This is a genomic window from Chitinilyticum litopenaei DSM 21440, from assembly GCF_000428145.1.
Classification (GTDB): domain Bacteria; phylum Pseudomonadota; class Gammaproteobacteria; order Burkholderiales; family Chitinibacteraceae; genus Chitinilyticum; species Chitinilyticum litopenaei.
The window spans coordinates 1-18,817 of the sequence record NZ_ATZJ01000057.1; the positions used below are offsets into that span (position 1 = coordinate 1).

Genomic DNA, 18,817 nt, shown 5'->3' on the forward strand with positions numbered 1-18,817 from the left:
GAAGCTGCGCTGGGCTTTGCCATGCTGGCCTACAACCTGATGAGCCTGTTTCGGCAGGCCGTGCTGCGCTCCCGGGTTCAGCACACGCTGTCGACGCTGCATGGGCTGGTGCTGGCGATTGGCGGCGCGTGGGGTCAGGGCAGCAAGCAGAACCACCTGATGCTATCGATTCCCCGCCGCAAACGCGCCTGGTTCTCCGGACTTTGGGCCAATGCTTCGGCTCCGCCGGTTGTCCAAGGACTGCGAAGTGGCTAATGGACAATCTGGGTTCAACGAAGCAGGGACAGCTAAAGCATGGCGAACCGGGCCCACTCATGAAAGCAGATGCTGACTGCGGTTTTCTCTGCGCCTCTATGTCTCTATGGTGGATGCGGTGTTAGCGCACGTTTCTTCCAGTCATAACGGGGCAAGGCCAGGTCAGCGGTTCAGGATGTACTTGCGCACCGCCGCATTGTGCTCGTCAAGCGTATTGGAAAACTGCGAGCTGCCATCGCCGCGCGCGACAAAGTAGAACGCCTTCGTCTGTGCCGGCTCCGTGGCAGCGGCCAGTGCCGCGTCGCCAACCATGGCAATCGGTGTCGGCGGCAGGCCGGCGCGGGTGTAGGTGTTCCACGGTGTATCAGTCTGCAGGTGGATCTTCTTCAGGTCACCGTCAAACGCTTCGCCGACGCCATAAATCACGCTGGGGTCAGTCTGCAGGCGCATGCCCGTCTTCAGCCGGTTGATAAAGACGCCGGCGATCAGCGGCCGGTCCTCGGCCTTGCCGGTTTCCTTCTCGATCAGCGAGGCCAGAATCAGCGCTTCCTGCGGATTTTTCAGCGGCAGGCCCGGCACGCGCGCCGCCCAGGCGGCATCCAGCCGCTCCTGCAGCAGCGCGTGTGCGCGGCGCAGCAATTCGAGTGTCGAGCTGCCCTTGTCAACCTGATAGGTATCGGGGAAGAACTGCCCTTCCAGGCTGGGCGCATCGATATTCAGCGCCCTGGCAATGTCGGCATCGCTCATGCCGCGAATGTCGGACTTGAGTTGCGCATTGCCTTCCAGCTGGCGCCGGATGTCGCGCCAGTGGCGCCCCTCGATGATGGCCACGCGCACCATGCTGGTGTCGCCCTTGCCGATTTTCTCCAGCAGCTCCAAGGGGCTTGGCGCCAGCGACAGGTGATAGCTGCCGGCCTTGAGGCTGCCCGCCTGGCCGGTGATGCGCGCGAGCAGGATGAAGAGATCCGGCGAATCGATCACCTGCTGCTCCTGCAGCTGGCCGGCGACCTGCTTCAGCGTTCCCGGCTTCAGCACGAAGTCTTTGGGTACGGCAATCATCAGCGGCTTGTTCGCCCAGGCATAAAACGCCGCGCTGCCGCCAACCACGGCCAGCAGCAGGAGCACCAGCACGATGGCCATCAGCCGGCTCAGGGGGTGAACTCGCCGCCCTACCACAACAGACTTGCTCTTGCTTGATGCGGAAGATTTCCGGCTGGCCATGCTTTGCAAAACCTCGAATCTGAACAGCCGCACAGTATAGCCGCCTGCCTTCTTGATCATTCGGCTGTGAAGAAAAATATCTGCGCAGGCACTGATCGTTTTCAGGATGCACGCCAGCCCCGACGATGGATCAATTCAACAGTAAGCAGGTGCAATCAAGGCGCCGCCTCAAGCCCCGTTCCGGCTTGCCGGTAATTACCCATCATCGCCTGCAGCGTAACAAGCAGCCGCTCTCGCAGGGACACTGGTTCAAGCACCGTCACATTCTCGCCCATCGCCAGCAGCCACCAGAACAAGCGGGAATCATCGCTGACCGTTGCCGTGAGCAGCTGCGCACCCGCCCCATCCTCCCGGATCACCATATCATCCGACAGTGGCTGATCGATCAAATGCTGACTGGCATAGGTTTCAATCCGCAGCTTCAGCACAATCGGCTCGCCATGCACATAGCGGAAAGCCCCGCCAGCAAGGTAATCCTTCAAATCAAACTCGCGCGGGTAGCTGAACGGCTCATCCAGCTCATCCACCGTAATAAAGCGATCAATGCGCAGATGGCAGTCATTGTCATAACCATCGTAGCGCGCAATCAGATAGTAAATGCTGTCCACCTCGGCGATGCCCAGCGGCATCAGGCGTTTGGCTTCTTGCACTGCCTGATCGCGTTTTTTATAGCAGGCCAGCAACCAGTGCTCATCAAGCAGTGCACTGATGATGGTCTGCATCAGCGCAGGCTCGATGACTGGTGGCGGCAATAGCGCCTGTGCGGACTGCACCTTTTGAAACCAGGAGCGCTCCCGCTGCAAATCAGGCCGCCCCAGCGTTTTTTCCGCTTCAAGCATGGCAGGCTGCAAGCTTTGATACAGGCTGGCTGGCAACCAGTGGCGTAGACGCTGGTTAACCAGTACGTGCAAGAAAGCCTCATGACTGCTCATAGGCTGGCTGCGCTGCACTCCTCGCACACGCCACCAGCGCCGCCCACCACCCTGCTCATCGCACACCACCAGCGCTTGCGCCAGCAGCTCCTCCAAATCGCGCTGGATAGTCTTGTAGCTGACCGGAATGTCCTGCTGCGCTACCCACGCCTTCAAGCGAGCCGGGCTGCAACCGGGATCGCCCCCGTCCTTGACCGGCAGAAAATCCAGCAGCGCTTGCTGGCGCGCCACGATATCGACCGTACGGTTCATTGGCATGGGTTTACTCCGGTCAGCGGCCTATTTCACCATTCCGAGCGGCAACACCCTCAGGCGAAAGAGAGCTCATTCGGTCCAGAAAGTAAGCTTTGAACAACCTTCTGTCCTTGCTGATAGTCGAAATAGGAGCTGGACGGGTGGTAAATCCAGCCCGCAGATACCGAGCCATCCTCGCCCGCCCGATAAAGCCTGATTTCCTGCAACGGATCACCAGAAGATGCGGCACGGTCATTTTCTCGCGAAATGCTCGCCCCTGCCGGCATGTTCTGCCACAAGGTTTTGCCAAGCACCAGCATATGTGTTGGCGCAAGTTGCTTGATTACTTCGTGGAATGCTTCGGCGGAATCCTGCCAACTTTCGGCATCCGGGCGCATACGCGCAGAACTCCCGACAATGCGCTGAATGTAATTGTAGAAAGCCACTTCCTGCCAAAACTGCTGGCAAGCTTGTATGGAAAGCCCTCTACCGCCAAGAGTGCGTGCAACCACAGTCCAGAAGCGATGTTGAACAGACCCATTGACGTAGTTTTCCGTCACTTCCTGGGTGAAGTCGCAAGCTGCATCCAGATTGCCATAATGGGATTCGCCCAGAATCAGCCAACGCACCTCTTTCGTGCCATATGCCTCCCCTATCCATGGGTGGAAACGGACTTGGCTCGACCAATGAATATCCATAGCCATCAAAACATCCTCGCGCACAGATTAAAAGTCAGAAATTCACCAAAAACCCCCAATAAACCTTACAGAAGCCAACGCAAAAACACAAGCAACCATCCGCATGACACCCACGGCCCGCCCGCAAAAAAGACATTAAATGTCCATCAATACCTCCATCATTACACCGACATGCACTTTGGAGGGGTTGCCATGCTTCACTTGCTTGATGACGAAATCGCTTCGGCCGGCCCAGTCCTGCCATTGCTGCGTCTGTGGGCTTTGCGGATGCTGGTTTTGCTGGATGGCCATCAGATGTTTCTCGGACAAGACAGCGTGCGTCAGACTCGGCTTGCGTCCAGAATCGGCTTTGATTACCCATCCGGGCCAAGCGATGAGATTGCCTATACCCGCCACGAGGCACTCAAGGCACTGCGGCAATATCATGCCGAAGCCGAAGCCGAGCATCTGACCTGTCTTCATGCCTGGCCCGTAACACTGGACACAAACCTGACCATGCTGGCGGAACTGGCAGGCCTCACCCATGCCGAACGATTAATCTTGGGCTTTACCATTTGTCTGCATACCGAAGAAGTGCTTGACGAGGCGGGCGACTGCCTGGGTTCGCTCAATAGCAGCAAGCTGATCCCTGTGCTGGCCGATACGCTGGGCTTGCCAACCAAATCCGTCGCCGCCGCGTTGCGCCAGGATGGCAAACTGGCGCGTACCGGGTTGGTCAGCATTGACCACAACAGCTGCACGATGCTGCGCGGAAAACTGGATTTGCTGTCCAGAGCCTTTGCCGATCAAGCACTCACCCCGGATGTGCAATTGGTTGATCTCTTGCGGGGCATGGTCAATTCGTCGCCCACCCCCGTACTGACGCTGGCCGATTATCCGTTTCTGGATAAAGAATTGTCCCTGCTGCTTCCCTATCTGCGGCAGGTTCTTGCTCAAGGACGCCCGGGAGCAAACATCTTTCTGCACGGTTGCCCAGGCACCGGAAAAAGCGAACTGGTGCGCGCAATCGCGAATCACCTGAACGCAGCGCTCTACGAAATAAGCTGCGACAACGACGAAGGCGACCCGGTCGATGCCGAATCTCGTTTGCGCGCCTATCGTTGTGCGCAGGGATTTTTTGGTCGGCATGCGCTGCTGCTGTTTGATGAGGTTGAAGATGTGTTCAATGACCGGAAGCAGGAAAAAAGTACCGCACAAACCCGCAAGGCGTGGATGAACCGGATGCTGGAATCCAACCGCATTCCCACCTTCTGGGTATCAAACAGCATTCATGGCCTTGATCCGGCATTTTTGCGCCGTTTCGACCTGATTATCGAGCTGGATGCGCCACCGAAAGCGTACCGCCGTGAGTTGATTAGCCGCCAAGCAGGACAATGGCTGGATGCCGACGCCATTGGCCGGCTGGCCGAATCCGCCGATCTCAGCCCGGCAATTCTGCAGCGCTGCACTTCGGTCGTAGCGAGCATTGCCAATGAGGAGGATGCCATGCCTGCGGCGCAGGCACTGGAAATGCTGGTGCACAACACGCTGAAGGCACAGCGCTGTGTGCCACCATCACTACCCGGCAAGAAAGTCACGCCACCGGTTTACGATCCGCGCTTTATCTGCGCCGATGCAGATCTGGCTGCGCTGGCCGAGCAGCTGCAAGTCCGCCCCGCAGCGCGCCTGTGCCTGTACGGGCCGCCCGGCACTGGCAAAACGGCCTTTGGCCGCTGGCTGGCCAGCGAACTGGATCGCCCACTGCTGGTCAAGCGTGGATCCGATCTGCTGTCGAAATGGCTCGGCGGCACCGAGCAGCTGATTGCCGAGGCCTTCCGCGAGGCCGAAGAAAACAATGCCGTGCTGCTGATCGATGAGGTGGACAGTTTTCTGCAAGACCGTCGCCGCGCGCAGCACAGCTGGGAGGTCACCCAGGTCAACGAATTGCTGACACAGCTGGAGAGTTATGAAGGCCTACTGATTGCCTCAACCAATCTGATGGACGATCTGGATACCGCCGCCATGCGACGCTTTGATCTGAAGGTACGCTTTGACTACCTGCAACATCTGCAAGCGGCGGAGCTGCTGCGGCGCTACTGCGTTACACTTGGGCTGGACTCTCCGGGCGAAGCCGAACTACGGCAGTTGGCACGATTGCGCACGCTGACGCCGGGCGATTTTGCCGTCGCATTCCGCCAATCCCGTTTCGCCCCGCTGGCCAGCTCTGCCGGCTTGCTGGCGGCGCTGGAACGCGAATGCCGCCACAAGGAAACCCAGCCCAGGGGGATCGGCTTTATTGAATAACTTCGCAATGTATACAACCAAAGGCCTTGATAAATAAGGCCAACAGCAATGTACCCAGCGATTTCACAATCACCAAATTCAACAATCAAGGCTGCAGACCGCTGCCAGGCTGTCCGGAAATGGGTCGGAACGGGCTACGCCTTTCCGACCCAACACCCCGTCGATGCCAGCGTCACTGCTGCTTTAACTGCTGGCGTTTGATCTCGAAGAAGCGTTTGACGTTGTCCAGCTCGCGCGTGCGGTACATGCGCGGCAGACTGTGCAGGATGGTCTTGCCGTAGGGCTTATCGACCAGGCGATTGTCGGCAATCATCAGGATGCCGGTATCGAATTCGTCACGGATCAACCGCCCCGCGCCCTGCTTGAGCGTGATCGTGGCGTGCGGCAGCTGCAGGTCCATGAAGGCGCTGCGCCCGCTGGCGTTCACCTTATCGATGCGTGCGGAGAGCACCGGGTCGCCCGGGCTGGCAAAGGGCAGCTTGTCGATGACGACCAGCGACAATTGCTCGCCCTTCACGTCGATGCCTTCCCAGAAGGTCTGGCTGGCAACCAGAATAGCGTTCGGCGAGCGGCGGAAGTTGTCCAGCAATTCGGTACGCGAGCCGGTGCCCTGCAGCAGCAGCGGCCAATCCAGCCCGGCTTCCTTCAGTTTTTCGCCGATGATCTCGTGCGCCTCGCGCATGGCGCGCAAGGAGGTAAACAGCAGAAAGGCGTGGCCTTGCGTCGTTTGCAGCAAGGGCCAGGCACGATCCATCACCTTTTGCGTAAAGCCCGGCGAATTGGGCTCGGGCATGTCGCGCGGCACGTACAGCACCGCCTGCTGCTTGTAATCGAAGGGGCTGTCCCAGCATTCCTCGCGCGCGTCCCACAGGCCCAGCTCGTGCTTGAAATGCTCGAACTTGCCGTTCACCGCCAGCGTGGCAGACGCAAAAATCCACGCACGCGGGTTGAAACGGATCTGCTTGCTGAACAATTCGGCGATGTTCAGCGGCGTGGCGTGCAGCATGAAGCCGTGGGTGGATACATCAATCCAGTGCACATAATCGTCACGGTCGGATTTCTGCCAGTTGCGGATCAGCTGCAGTTGCTCGAACGCGCGTTCCTGGCATTTCTGCAAGCTTTCCGCACGCTCGGCCTGTTTCGCGAGCAGCTCATGCAGCGTCTCCAGCTTGCCCAGCACCTCGTCCAGCCCCGCCGCAAAGCCCTCGACCTGATCAAGCTGGTGCTGCGGCAGGCGGTTGCTTTCCTTGAAAACGAGGCGCAGATCGCGCACGGCCTTTTCCAGATCTTCAGAAGCACTGGGCAGCGCGACAAAATCCTTGGCAACGACAATCGCCTCGGCACGCGCATCGCGCGCCAGCTCGACGATCTGGCCGGAGCCGAGCGACTCGCCGAAAAACAGGCTGGCGATTTCCGGCAGCTGGTGCGCCTCGTCGAAAATGATGGTGTTGCACGCCGGCAGCAGTTCGCCGGCGCCCTCGTCCTTCAGCCAGACGTCGGCGAAAAACAGATGGTGGTTCACCACCACCACGTCGGCTTCCTGCGCTTCCTTGCGCGCCTTCAGCACGAAGCATTCGCCGTGGTTGGGACAATCCTGCCCAAGGCAATTGTCGCGTGTGCTGGTGACCTGCATCCAGATCGTCGACGTTTCATCGACACCGGGGCAGCCGGCCTTGTCGCCGCTGGTGGAAATCTTGGCGTAGCGCTTGATCTTCTGCAGGTCGACCGCGTCTTCGCGGCGCAGGAAACGCCCTTCGGTTTCCGCGCGCGCCAGATGGTAGTGGCAGATGTAGTTGCTGCGCCCCTTGAGCAGCGCAATCGTCACCGGCACGCGCAGCAAGTCGCGCACCGCCGGCAGGTCGCGGGCAAACAGCTGATCCTGCAGGGTTTTCGTGCCGGTCGAGACGATCACCTTGTCGCCCGACATCAGCGCGGGCACCAGATAGGCAAAGGTCTTGCCGGTGCCGGTGCCGGCCTCGGCGATCAGCTGGCCGCGCTCAGAAATCGTTTCCGCCACGGCCTTGGCCATTTCCAGCTGCGGTGTGCGCAGCTTGTAGCCGGGAAAGGCATCGGCAAAGGGGCCGTTGTCGGCAAAAATCTCGTCCAGCGTCATGAGGGGCACCTGAAAATCAGCCGCGATTGTAGCAAGCCGGCTCTGAAAAAGCCGCGCAGCAACGCGTGCCCAGGCGCACACCAGCCCAGCCACAACAAACCCCAAGCTGTATAGGCCGAAAGCCCAATCCCTACATTGGCTACGGACTTATACCCAGGCAATCAATCTGCTTGAGCGGCGTCCAGCCCCGAAGGCCTGCACGCACAATACTGACGAAAAAAGAAAGCATGTTACGATGCCGCTTTACGCCCGTCTTCGAGTCAATCTTGCCCAACTGGTTTCGCAACATCATCCTGCCCTTGCTGCATGGCCTCTTGATTTTCTTTGGTCTGCTGCTGGCCTGGTGGGCGATTTCCATGTCCATCTTTGTGCTGGGCATGGGCTTCATGGCCTATGCAGAGATGCCGGCCTGGTATGGCCCCCTCCTGCAATTCTGCGTACTGGCGTTGTGGCTGGTGTCTGCGGTGTGCTGGCTGATCGCGTTATGCAAATTGCGCCGGCGCTGGTTCATCTTCGCCGCCCTGGCCTTTGCCGGTGGCTGGGCGTGCATGCTGCTGATTGGTTCTTTGGCGCCTGAACTCTTCCCGGAACAATTCTCGCGCACTGCCCCCCCCTCCGGAAGAGCCCGCTTTGCCAGGCCAGTAAGCCCTGCCCCCCCCCCAATCCGCGCCAGTGGGTGTTCAGCATGACGACGGGGAGTGCTATAACCAACGGGGGCGGATGTCCTGCCCTCCCAACCGCAAGGAGCTTCACATGTTTGGCAAACTCGCAGCAGATGCCCTGGGCCTGAGTGATATCGGTTCGGTGATTGGCCCGACTGACTTTGACAAGGTCGATGCCGATGATTACGTGATGCACGAGGACAACGAAAAGATCTTTTTCCTCATCAAATCCAAGACCGATGAATACTGCTTTACCAACCGGGCGCTGATCCACCTCGATGGCACCAGCGCGGTAAGCAAGAAGCGCATGCTGTACCGCTACAGCTACCATGCCAATCCGGTCAGCGACGTGAAACTGGAAACCGCCGGCACGGTGGATATGGATGTGGAAATCAAGTTCGTGCTGGGTGATGCCCGCTTCTCCATCGATGTGCACAAAAAGCATCTGGAAGAACTGAAGGATCTCTACAAATCGCTGATCCGCATCGGTGAAATCCAGCAGGACAACGCGATTGCCTACGAACAGGCGCGCGCCAGCGTGCAGCTGGCGGCCACCACACTGGGGCGCGGACAAGTCGGCGGTGCGCCGGTCGAGGCCTTTGACCAGCTCAACCAGAGCGCGTTTGCCTGGCTGCGTGAAAGTCACCAGAAGTATGTGCCCAAGGATTTTGGCGCGGTCTTCCAGCGCTACATTGCCAACTGAGGCACCAGCTGAGACGTGCAGGGCGGGGCGCTCGCGGGCGCCCCGCCCTGCACACATACCCTGTACGGCATATCGGTACAGCCAATGATTGCCAAAGGCGTCATGAGCATACCCATCAGAATATTGCCGACGGGCTTGCTGCGGCCCGCCGGTTTTCCAGGGGCTGGTGCTGATGAGCGCGCTTGAGCGCTGGCTGGCGCAGCATTGCCCCGACCGCGACTTGCGCACGCTGGTGCACGACTATCTGCTCGCCCGGCAGGCGTGCTGCGCACAGCAAAGCCTCGCCGTGCAGCTTGGCGAGCTGGCCGGCCGACTGGACTGCGCGGCAGAACGGGGCGGCTGGCGGGATGGCAACCCCTCGGGCTGGACACATGCGATCAGCCACGCAACGCTGCTGGCCGAACTGCGCCGCCTGCAGGCGCTGGCCGAGCACGGCGCATGACGCGGGCACCTTCCGGTCATACCCGCCCTGATCGCCCCGACTCCTCGGCAATGCCGGCAGCAAGTGCGATAAGCCGCATCCTGATTAGAAACCCTTTTCAGCAAACCATAAAAACCGATTGAACTACAGAGACACAGAGGGCACAGAGGAAGCAAACCCCTGAGAAATGCCGATGACGTTTCCCGATTTTCTCTGTGTCGCTGTGGTTGCTTTGGGTTTCCTGATTATGTCTTTCCTTCAGGAAGCAAGGTTTTCAGCGCCTGCGGCGCGGTGTTTTGATGCCGGGGGTGCCCGGCGGCACGTCGGGGGGCTTGTCTTGCCAAGCCCCCCGACACCCCCAAGGCGCGCCCGGTCAGCCGCCCCGCTGCGCGGGGTGCCTTGCGATGCTCGTTTTTCCGGGGGCGCGGGACAACTCGGCCCTGCGGGCCTCAAACACGTCCCGCGCCTGATCCTCCCCCTGCGGGGAAACCTGCGCTTCTCAGCGGCTTTCAGGGCAGAGCGTGCTAATCAGCGCCTTTGTTGCTCAGGCTTCCTGAAGCAGATACATAATCAGGTTGGGTTTTGCTGAGAAGTCTTGCTCTTCAGGTTTACGGAAATGCCGAATGGGGCTTTGCCGAGCCAGCGACCAAATCTGCCCACGGCTTGAGTTTGCGAAGCCGCAAACCGCGCAAACGGGCACAGTGAACAAAACAACAACAGAAGACGGCCGCGCCCGGGGCCATGATATGCCTGTGTCCTGCCGCCCTGCCCCACAATGCCGCCCTCCCTTTCCTGCCCCGCCACCCCGACTCCGATGGACCAGCCTGTGCCCGCAACGCCGGTTTCTGCCTCCCGCTTTCTTGCCCTGCAACTGCTGCTCGCGGCCCTGATGCTGCTTTCCTGCGTGAATGCGCCATGGCCGCGCGAGCTCTTCCTGCAGCACAGCCTCACCGTCATGTTTCTCGCCGGCTGGAGGCTGCTGCAGCGGCGCTGGCCGCTGTCGGCCGCCAGTACGCTGCTGATCGCGCTCTTTCTGCTGCTGCACATCTTCGGCGCGCGCTGGCTGTATTCGAATGTGCCCTATGACCGCTGGCTGCAGGCCTGCTGCGCCACGGACACCCGGCAGCTCTTCGGCTGGTCGCGCAATCATTACGACCGGCTGGTGCATCTGGTCTACGGCCTGTGCTTCACGCTGCCGCTGGCCGAGCTGGTGGCGCGACGCGGACTGGCGCGCGGGCTGTGCTGGCTGCTGGCCGTCTTGCTGATCGTCGCCAGCAGCGTGCTGTACGAATGGTTCGAGTGGGGGGTGTCGCTGGTGCTGGGCGCGGCCGATGCCGAGGGTTACAACGGCCAGCAGGGCGATATGTGGGATGCGCACAAGGACATGCTGCTGGCCACGCTGGGCGCACTGGCCTGCCCCTGGCTCTGGCGCAAGGCCCCGCTGGCGCCAGCCATACGGGAAAGACCGTAGCCGCACACCACGCCCATAAAAACCTGCCGATTCAGCATCTTGGCGCGCACGCAAGGCCGGGCATGACAAGGGCATTCGGGGGGCGTACCGACACTTGACCTGGGGCAAATTCTTACGCCGCCGCCGGGGGTAGCGTGAACGCCATCGACCGGCAACGGTTTTCCCCGCATGGAGTTCTGCAATGAGTACATCCGCCTTTTTCATTCCCTGTGTCAACCTGATGGGCGCCGGCTGTCTGGCCGACGCGGTCAAGACCATCCAGTCCTACGGCTTCAGGAAGGCCCTGATCGTCACCGACCAGCCGCTGGTGCAGATCGGCATTGTCAAGACCGTCACCGATCGGCTGGCTGCCGCTGGCGTTGGCGCGGTTGTCTTTGACGGCGTACAGCCGAACCCGACCACCGGCAACGTCGCCGATGGCCTGAAGCTGCTGAACGATAACGGCTGCGACTTCGTGATTTCGCTCGGCGGCGGCTCGCCGCACGATTGCGCCAAGGGCATCGCGCTCGTCGCCGTCAACGGCGGCAGCATCAAGGATTACGAAGGCGTCGACCAATCGGCCAAACCGCAGCTGCCACTGGTGGCCATCAACACCACCGCCGGCACCGCCAGCGAAATGACCCGCTTCTGCATCATCACCGATGAAAGCCGCCACGTGAAAATGGCCATCGTCGACAAGCACACCACGCCGATTCTCTCGGTGAACGACCCGGAACTGATGCTGCTGAAGCCGGCCGGCCTGACTGCCGCCACCGGCATGGACGCCCTCACCCACGCCGTCGAAGCCTATGTTTCGACCATTGCCACGCCGATCACCGACGCCTGCGCCCTGAAGGCCGTGGAAATCATCAGCCAGTGGCTGCGCACCGCCGTAGCCGACGGCAAGAACATCGAAGCCCGCGAACAGATGGCCTATGCCCAGTTCCTCGCCGGCATGGCCTTCAACAACGCTTCGCTCGGCTATGTGCACGCGATGGCGCACCAGCTCGGCGGCTTCTACGACCTGCCGCACGGTGTGTGCAACGCCATCCTGCTGCCGCACGTGCAGGCCTACAACAAGCAGGTGGCCGCCAAGCGCCTGGGCGACGTGGCCCGCGCCATGGGCGAGAAGGTTGATGGCCTGAGCGATGATGCCGCCGCCGACGTCTGCCTGGCCGCCATCCGCAAGCTGTCGGCCGACATCGGCATTCCGTCTGGCGTGGCGCAACTGGGCGCCAAGGCCGAAGACATCCCGACGCTGACCGCCAATGCACTGAAGGATGCCTGCGGCTTCACCAACCCGAAGCAGGCGACTGCCGAGGAAATCAGCGCCATCTTTGCCGCCGCGCTGTAATCCCCTCCCGCAGCAACACCATGGGTATAGATCCACAACCTTTTGCATAAAAAGGCTACAGGCCTATAGATCATGATGTATCTTCAAATCCGCCATGTAGATGGCCATTAGGCGGCCAGCATGGCGGATGCTGCGGCAGGCGCTATGGTGAAAGTCCATGTTCCGCACGGAGTACCGCCATGCTCAAGACGACCCTGACCAGCGCTGCGGCGCTCCTGCTGCTTGCCGCCTGCAGCCTGCCCCAGCAATCCGGCAAGCACGGCAAAGCCGGCATGGCCATGGCTACGCTGCAATCCGCCTCCGGGCAGAATGTGGCCGGCAAGGTCATGCTGCACGAGAAAGACGGCCACCTGATGCTGCATGTGATGGCCAGCGGCCTGAAACCCGGCGCCGAACACGGTTTTCATATCCATGACAAGGGCGATTGCAGCAAGGCCGACTTCACCAGCGCCGGTGGCCACTTCAATCCAGACAATCAGCCACATGGCGGCCACGACCATGGCGGCGCAAAACATGCCGGCGATCTGCCGAATGTCCGCGCCGATGCCAGCGGCCGCGTGGACCAGCACCTGATGGCGCACGGCCTTGCCCTGCAGGGCGACAAGGGCGTTCTGGGGCGCGCCGTGGTGATTCACGCCAATCCGGATGATTACCACAGCCAGCCGGCCGGCAATGCCGGCGCACGCATCGCCTGCGGGGTCATTGTCGCGCACGGCATGTAGCCGGCCCCGCGCCGGAGCAGCTGCTGCTCCGGCTATCTTTCGGCTGTCGGCTGGGTAAAGCGGAGCCCCGGCTGCACGCGCGTTCGGGCGGCGCGCAACAAGGACGTCAAGGCGCCGCGAAACGGCCGCCAGCACCCGTGCAGGCTCGAAGGACCGCCTGGTGGATGATCCGGGTTAAACCTTGAACTGCATCACGCCGCCATGCAGCTCCAGCACCAGCTGCTTGAGCGTGCGCACCGATTGCGCGGTAAACGACACCTCGCGCGCATTGTTTTCCGCCATCGCCGAGATGCTCTCGACATTGCGGGCAATATGCTGGGTGGCGCGGCTTTGCTCGCTGGTGGCCGTGGCGATTTCCTGCACCAGCGGCGACACGCCGGCGGAATGGCCATCGAGGCGCTCGACCACCTCGTCGGCCTGTTGCGCCAGCTGCGCTCCCTGCCGGGCGCGAGTGCTGACGGCTTCGATCTGCTGCACCACCTGCTGCGTATCCTGCTGGATCTGGCCGATCATGGTGTTGATCTGCTGCGTGGACTGCCCGGTACGCTCGGCGAGCTTGCGCACCTCGTCGGCCACCACGGCAAAGCCACGGCCGCTCTCCCCGGCGCGCGCGGCCTCAATGGCGGCATTCAGCGCGAGCAGATTGGTTTGCTCGGCAATTTCGCGAATCACGCTGACGATGTCGGAAATCTGCCGCGAACGCTGGCCCATGCCGTAGACGGCCTCGGCCGAGCGGTCGATTTCGCTGGCGATCTGATGCATTTCCCCGGCAGCCTCTTTCACCGCCTGCCGGCCGCTGGCAGCCAGATCGCGCAGTTCGCGCGTCACCCCGGCAGTGTCGCTGACATTGGCCGCCACCTGGTCGATGCTGGCGCTGATCTGCTCGATGGCGGCCGATACCGATGCGGATGCCTGGTGCTGGGCCACCGAGCTGTGCTCGACGGCCTGCGAGGAGCTGACCAGTTGCTCGGTGGTATGCGAAACCTGGCGTGCGGCATCGCCGACACTCATCAGCAACTGCTGCAGCCGGGCAATCAGCGCATTGAAGGTGGTCGCCATCTCCGCCAGCTCACGGTTACTGCGGATTTCCACGCGCTGCGTCAGATCACCGGTTTCGGCAATCCGCAGCATGGCGTGGCGCATGCCATCCAGCGGCGTGGTGATGCTGCGGGTAATCACCAGCGCTGCGCCCAGCAGGATGATGGCGCCGAGCAGCACCGCACCACCCAGCCACAGCGCGCGCTGCAGGAAAATCGCATCAAGGTCGTCGATGTAAATGCCCGATGCAATCACCCAGCCCCAGGGCTCATACAGCTTGGCGGTGGCGATTTTTAGCACCGGCTGCTTGTCGCCGGGCTTGGGCCAGAGATAGCTGACATAGCGCGTCTGCCCGCTTTGCGCGGCAGCGACCAGTTCGACCACGATGCGCGTACCGCGGGCATCCTTCAGATCGCGCAAATCCTTGCCGTTGAGTTCCGGTTTCAGCGGGTGCAGCACCATGCGCGACTGCGGGTCATAAATGCTGAAATAGTTGTCGCCGTCGTAGCGCAAATCCTTCAGCGCCGCCTTGGCCCGGGCTTGCGCCTCCTGCTGGCTGAGCGCCCCGCTTTGCGCGAGTTTGCCGTAATGCTCGATGACACTTGCCCCCAGTTCGATCAGGTTCAGCGTCTTGGCCTGGCGATCCTCCAGCATCGACTGCCGGCTGGCCAGCAGCATGATGATGCCGATGCCCATGACGCCGATCAGGGCCAGGGCCGTGAGAGCCCAGAGTTTGTGTTTGATGCGCAGTGGTGATGCCATGGATGCTCCTGAACTGCATGTGCAGCACCCGGCATTTTAGCTGTCAAAAAAAGAAAGTCTTGTGAACAGGGATTATTTTCAAATAACTCATTGAAACTTGCGCAACACCACCAAGACAAGGAAATGCGCAGAGCGAGGCCTGCGGCAAGCAGGTATTGCGCCAGACCAGACAACAAAAAAGGCCTTGGCGCGAAGTGCGCAAGGCCTTGATCTGGTGGTGCGCCAGCCTGAATCGAATTTCATTCCACAACCCGCATTTTTGCTGAATTCACCAAATTTATAATGAAAAATGGGGGCATAAATGGGGGCAAATTTGACCTTCGGTATCCCTGTGCGATTCGCCCCCCTTCTCTCTCGCACACCGCCCGAAGAAGCTGCCATTACCCACACGGCATATTCTGCTGCTACATTGTCGCAGCAAGGAAAAGCCTTGGTGCAAACCGGAACTTCCTGACAACAGTTCGCTTTGCCGACCCTCTCGGCTCGATGGTCAACCGACGAATCGTTGTACGCTCAAAAGGAGTGGAAACCGTGGATACCGGAGTGGATACCACCCTCGAAAGCACTGGAAACCGTGGAAACTTCGCTGGAAACAATCGCTCAGAGACGCTGGAAACTGTGGCAACCACGGTGGTAACCGCTGCTTTGGAAGCCGCAGCCCGGATACACCGAAAGTCCTGTTAACTGCGCTGTTAACCTTGCTGCTGTTAACAGGTTCGCGCACTAACTTCGGCACTAACCACTCTGCCACTAACCAAGGTTTCGCTGAAACCTTGCCAGCAACCATGCCACTGAAACCATGCATACCTCGCTGAATATCGCTTCTTGGCGTAACAGGTCAGCACCAGTCACACAGGACGGTAACTACCGGAAAGCAGGTGAAACACCGTCGTGCCGGCAGTTCCACAGCTTCGCACTGCCTCGCGCGCACGCGCGTAGGGGGTGCGAACCGGGTGCGTACTTATTGCCTTCGCATTCAGCGCCAACCCTTGGCAATGCTAGGGTTGAGCTTGGTTTGCAGTGAATTTGCTGCGCACGATCCACTTCGCACTGCGTACCAGTCGAAATCACCATCAGCGCCTCGCGCGCGTAGAGGGTGGTAACCATCGTGGCAACCGCAGCTCTGGAAAGCATGGGTAACCCTGTTAACCCGGCAATCAGCCTGGCCGCCATTAACCTGCCGGAACGCCGATTCCCTACTGAAACCGGGTAGACGGCAGCCACGACAGGTGCCTGAAGGCTATTTCCTCATTCCGTCGCCGCCGGTGATGCCCGGCGCCAATACGCACAAAGCGGTAATCGAGAAGCCGGTGAACAGGCCTACTGTACTTTCAAGGTCGCCGGCGCAAAAAATCCGGGATGGTGAACGGCCCGGCAGCTGCGGCCTGTCTGGCGCGCTCGGCGGGGGCGTAAATCTCGATTTCCGGCAGGCCATCCGCGCCATCGCGGTTCAGCTCGGCAAGCTCGGCCTCTCGCTGGATGCGGTAGAGGTCGTTCCAGCGTTTGACGCGCTGCCGCCAGACATACAAGACCAAACCCAACGCGAGGATGCAACAGATATACAGGGTGTTTTCCATACTCTCACCGGAAAAACGAACATTTTCGCTGACCACCATAGCAGCCTTGCGGTGCGAGGTGATGCGTGGATGAAAGCGTCAGACCCTGACGCTCCGCGTATCGGGCTGCACGACGGATGATACTGTTTAACGCCGCATGGGCAGGTTGCGCTTGTCGGGGGTGATGGTGCGCAGCCTGCGTTGCTGGATAATGTCACGCACCGTCCACGGCAGGGTGGCGACCCACAGCAGGGCCAGCCAAGGCAGTAGATGGTAGGCCGACAGCAGGATGGCGATGGGGATGCCCGCCAGCGCGAAGGCAAAGACAATGCGCAGCACGGCGACCAGCGGGCTCGCACCACGCTCGCGGCCCATCTGATACCAGGCAACCAGCGGCAGAAGTGCGCCGCACAGCAGCAGGCCAATGAAGGCACCACCAAACATCGTCACCAGTAACATCGGCATGCTGGCGGGAGGGCGATTTTCCAGATAGGGCGATAGTAGCGCCACCGCGGCAAACAGCACTGCGCCGCCCGCAGTGGACCACGCAAACCATTTTCCCGAAAAACTCAATTGCGACATTGAGTTAGCTCCTAAATCATCTCGTCAGTGAAGCGGTGATCAATTCAGCGAATGAAGGCAAAGAGGGGGATTGCTCATCTACATTCCAACTTGTCGAATTTCTGCCAGCACACTTTGCCGTCCGAGCGTTTGGAGGCCAAATCAGACATTTCGCTGTAGGTTTTGCCGTACTTGTCGCGGCAAACCCCAAGGCTGCAATTGATGTCGGATGTTTTAGGATTGTTCTTCTGTTGGCTTTCGATTGCATCTGCTGCAGCCATGGCGGCTTTGGCACGCTCAGCTGCGGCAGCCTTCTTCTGATCTGCCTGAGCTTGTTCCGCAGCGGCAATACTCCCATGCCGGAGTCCGCAGGCTGCTTCATACTCAGACCGAATGCTGTCATATTTGCCAGCAGAAACCTTCTTCATCGCCCGCTGCTCCATGTCGTACGAGCGTTTTGCCTTGTCGCATGCATCCTGATTGATACCCTGCCGTTGGTAACGATTGCTGCTGGATTGCTCCTGCATCGGCACATCGCCCGACTGATCCGCCCTCGCCCCCTGAACACGGTTGTCGGTAATTCGCACGACGCCACCCGATCCACTTGGGCACGGAGCATCCTGATAGACCGTCTTGCCATCGATTTTGCATTTATTCACGGCATGCGCAGGAAACGTCATCATGAGCGCGAATATCATCATAGGAATCTTCATATCGGCCAATGGAATATATTTGTAAGCATTTGAAAGTATCATCTGTAATAGCCCCCATGTCAAACATCCATAGCACCATCAAAATCGCATGATTTCGCCCGTTTCGTCACTTGGCACAGCGCGGTTACCGGGGAAACTCGCATGGTCACCTCGCCATGGAAACCACGGCTGGATGGCTAAAGCGCTTGTCGGCAAGACTACTGGCAGCCCATCCCGACCTCCTTCAGCTTGCTGTAGACGATGCGGCGGCGCTTGCCGGCCAGCCACACGGCAGCCAGGTAATTGCCGGTCAGTGCGTCCTGCCCGTCCATACTCAGAAACAGGCATGGCGTGCCGGCCGGCAGTTCGCCCACGTCCACAAAGCGGCAGGGCTGGTTCAGAACGTGCGTGCTGTCGGCAAGGCGGGCGTGCAGACCGCCCAGCATCTGTTCGGCGGCGTGCTTGCGCTCGGCAATCGCCCGTTTGGTGGCCTGCATGTTTTCCCATCCTCTCGCCCGCCTGAGCTGCTGGCGGCGCATCGGTGACAGGTTCGCCCATGCCGGGTCGTCGCTGTTCTCGTAGCCCTCCGGCCCCACCCATGCCCCCACGTCGCCAGCTTCGTCCTCCGGCTCGATGACGGGCAGCGCGTCAGGTTCTGGCAGGTTCAGGCCAGCGCCAGCCAGCGCAATCCGCGTAGTGACGGCGGGCAGGATGTCGGCCAGTGGGCGCAGTGCTTCCTTACAGCCTTGCAAGTAGGTCAGCAGTTCCGGCTTGTGCTGACGAATCAGCGCGGCCTGCTCCGGGGTGGGGCGCGGGCTGACCTTCAAGCCGCCGTCGTCGGACAGCGCCAGCGACAAATCCGCGCCGGTCAGGGTGGCGAACAGATCAGAAGATTTCATAGTCCACCCCCTCGATTTCGATGCTGTTTTCTTTTCTCTCGGCTGTTTGGGGTGTTTCTCCCTCTAGAACTCTAGAACCCGCATGGTTATTGGCCTGCAGCGGTTTTCCTCCCTCTAGAGGGCTGGGGGTTCTAGAGTCAGAAAAACGGCTGTAACCCGCGTGGTTATTGGCGTCTAGAGTTCTAGAGGGAGATTTTCCGGAATCAGCCGGAGAAAGAAAAGAAAGCCCGTCGTCCTGCTGCTGGTGTTGGTTGGGGGGTG

At 60.4% G+C, this 18,817-nt stretch carries 18 protein-coding genes; 8 read left to right on the plus strand and 10 right to left on the minus strand.

What is annotated here, in order from left to right; translation table 11 throughout:
• On the plus strand, positions 1-255 hold a 255-nt coding region (locus tag C515_RS24100), incomplete at its 5' end, for a hypothetical protein (protein ID WP_043649953.1).
• A 162-nt stretch (positions 256-417) separates the two neighbouring features.
• On the opposite strand, the gene mltG is transcribed toward C515_RS24100, so the two are convergent.
• The 3 genes from mltG to C515_RS21455 form a co-directional block, all read right to left on the minus strand.
• Positions 418-1,395, minus strand: coding sequence for an endolytic transglycosylase MltG (gene mltG, locus C515_RS0115405; RefSeq protein WP_144290490.1), 978 nt, complete (start codon positions 1,393-1,395; stop codon positions 418-420).
• A 236-nt stretch (positions 1,396-1,631) separates the two neighbouring features.
• Positions 1,632-2,666, minus strand: a complete 1,035-nt coding sequence (locus C515_RS0115410; protein WP_081686996.1) for a helix-turn-helix transcriptional regulator — start codon at positions 2,664-2,666, stop codon at positions 1,632-1,634.
• A 50-nt stretch (positions 2,667-2,716) separates the two neighbouring features.
• Positions 2,717-3,346: a hypothetical protein gene (locus tag C515_RS21455; protein WP_051305013.1), complete on the minus strand. Its 630-nt coding sequence runs from the start codon at positions 3,344-3,346 to the stop codon at positions 2,717-2,719.
• On the opposite strand from C515_RS21455, the gene C515_RS21460 reads away from it, so the two are divergent.
• On the plus strand, positions 3,329-5,623 hold the full coding sequence (locus C515_RS21460; RefSeq protein ID WP_211234078.1) for an AAA family ATPase: 2,295 nt from the start codon (positions 3,329-3,331) through the stop codon (positions 5,621-5,623). The genes C515_RS21455 and C515_RS21460 overlap by 18 nt on opposite strands.
• A gap of 172 nt (positions 5,624-5,795) precedes the next feature.
• On the opposite strand, the gene yoaA is transcribed toward C515_RS21460, so the two are convergent.
• Positions 5,796-7,736 (minus strand): DNA repair helicase YoaA, encoded by a 1,941-nt coding sequence (gene yoaA / locus C515_RS21465; RefSeq protein WP_043649958.1) that lies wholly within the window; start codon positions 7,734-7,736, stop codon positions 5,796-5,798.
• Positions 7,737-7,906: 170 nt separating this feature from the next.
• Between yoaA and C515_RS0115430 the strand changes: the two genes are divergently transcribed.
• The 6 genes from C515_RS0115430 (at position 7,907) to C515_RS0115455 (ending at position 13,048) form a co-directional block, all read left to right on the plus strand.
• Entirely contained in the window at positions 7,907-8,425 is a 519-nt protein-coding gene (locus C515_RS0115430; RefSeq protein WP_144290491.1) for a hypothetical protein, read from the plus strand.
• Between the two features lie 64 nt (positions 8,426-8,489).
• Positions 8,490-9,101: a PH domain-containing protein gene (locus tag C515_RS0115435; protein ID WP_028456255.1), complete on the plus strand. Its 612-nt coding sequence runs from the start codon at positions 8,490-8,492 to the stop codon at positions 9,099-9,101.
• Positions 9,102-9,273: 172 nt separating this feature from the next.
• Positions 9,274-9,543, plus strand: coding sequence for a hypothetical protein (locus C515_RS0115440; protein WP_028456256.1), 270 nt, complete (start codon positions 9,274-9,276; stop codon positions 9,541-9,543).
• An 805-nt stretch (positions 9,544-10,348) separates the two neighbouring features.
• Entirely contained in the window at positions 10,349-10,993 is a 645-nt protein-coding gene (locus C515_RS21470) for a DUF2238 domain-containing protein (RefSeq protein WP_211234079.1), read from the plus strand.
• A gap of 181 nt (positions 10,994-11,174) precedes the next feature.
• On the plus strand, positions 11,175-12,326 hold the full coding sequence (yiaY, locus tag C515_RS0115450) for an L-threonine dehydrogenase (protein ID WP_028456257.1): 1,152 nt from the start codon (positions 11,175-11,177) through the stop codon (positions 12,324-12,326).
• A 179-nt stretch (positions 12,327-12,505) separates the two neighbouring features.
• Positions 12,506-13,048 carry a superoxide dismutase family protein gene (locus tag C515_RS0115455; RefSeq protein ID WP_028456258.1) on the plus strand — a complete coding sequence of 181 codons (543 nt, stop codon included), beginning with the start codon at positions 12,506-12,508 and terminating at the stop codon, positions 13,046-13,048.
• Positions 13,049-13,222: 174 nt separating this feature from the next.
• Here the strand turns inward: C515_RS0115455 and C515_RS0115460 are convergent, their stop codons facing one another.
• The 6 genes from C515_RS0115460 to C515_RS24395 all read right to left on the minus strand — a co-directional run.
• Positions 13,223-14,848, minus strand: a complete 1,626-nt coding sequence (locus C515_RS0115460; RefSeq protein WP_028456259.1) for a methyl-accepting chemotaxis protein — start codon at positions 14,846-14,848, stop codon at positions 13,223-13,225.
• A 1,331-nt stretch (positions 14,849-16,179) separates the two neighbouring features.
• On the minus strand, positions 16,180-16,425 hold the full coding sequence (locus C515_RS0115465; protein ID WP_144290492.1) for a hypothetical protein: 246 nt from the start codon (positions 16,423-16,425) through the stop codon (positions 16,180-16,182).
• A 126-nt stretch (positions 16,426-16,551) separates the two neighbouring features.
• The gene (locus C515_RS0115470) at positions 16,552-16,986 is read right to left on the minus strand and encodes a hypothetical protein (RefSeq protein ID WP_028456261.1); all 435 of its coding nucleotides are present in this window, start codon (positions 16,984-16,986) and stop codon (positions 16,552-16,554) included.
• Between the two features lie 74 nt (positions 16,987-17,060).
• The gene (locus tag C515_RS0115475; protein ID WP_144290493.1) at positions 17,061-17,648 is read right to left on the minus strand and encodes a hypothetical protein; all 588 of its coding nucleotides are present in this window, start codon (positions 17,646-17,648) and stop codon (positions 17,061-17,063) included.
• A gap of 227 nt (positions 17,649-17,875) precedes the next feature.
• Entirely contained in the window at positions 17,876-18,556 is a 681-nt protein-coding gene (locus tag C515_RS0115480; RefSeq protein WP_028456263.1) for a hypothetical protein, read from the minus strand.
• Positions 18,543-18,817 (minus strand): hypothetical protein (locus C515_RS24395; RefSeq protein ID WP_211234080.1); only part of this gene is annotated, 275 nt, incomplete at its 5' end. The genes C515_RS0115480 and C515_RS24395, both read right to left, overlap by 14 nt.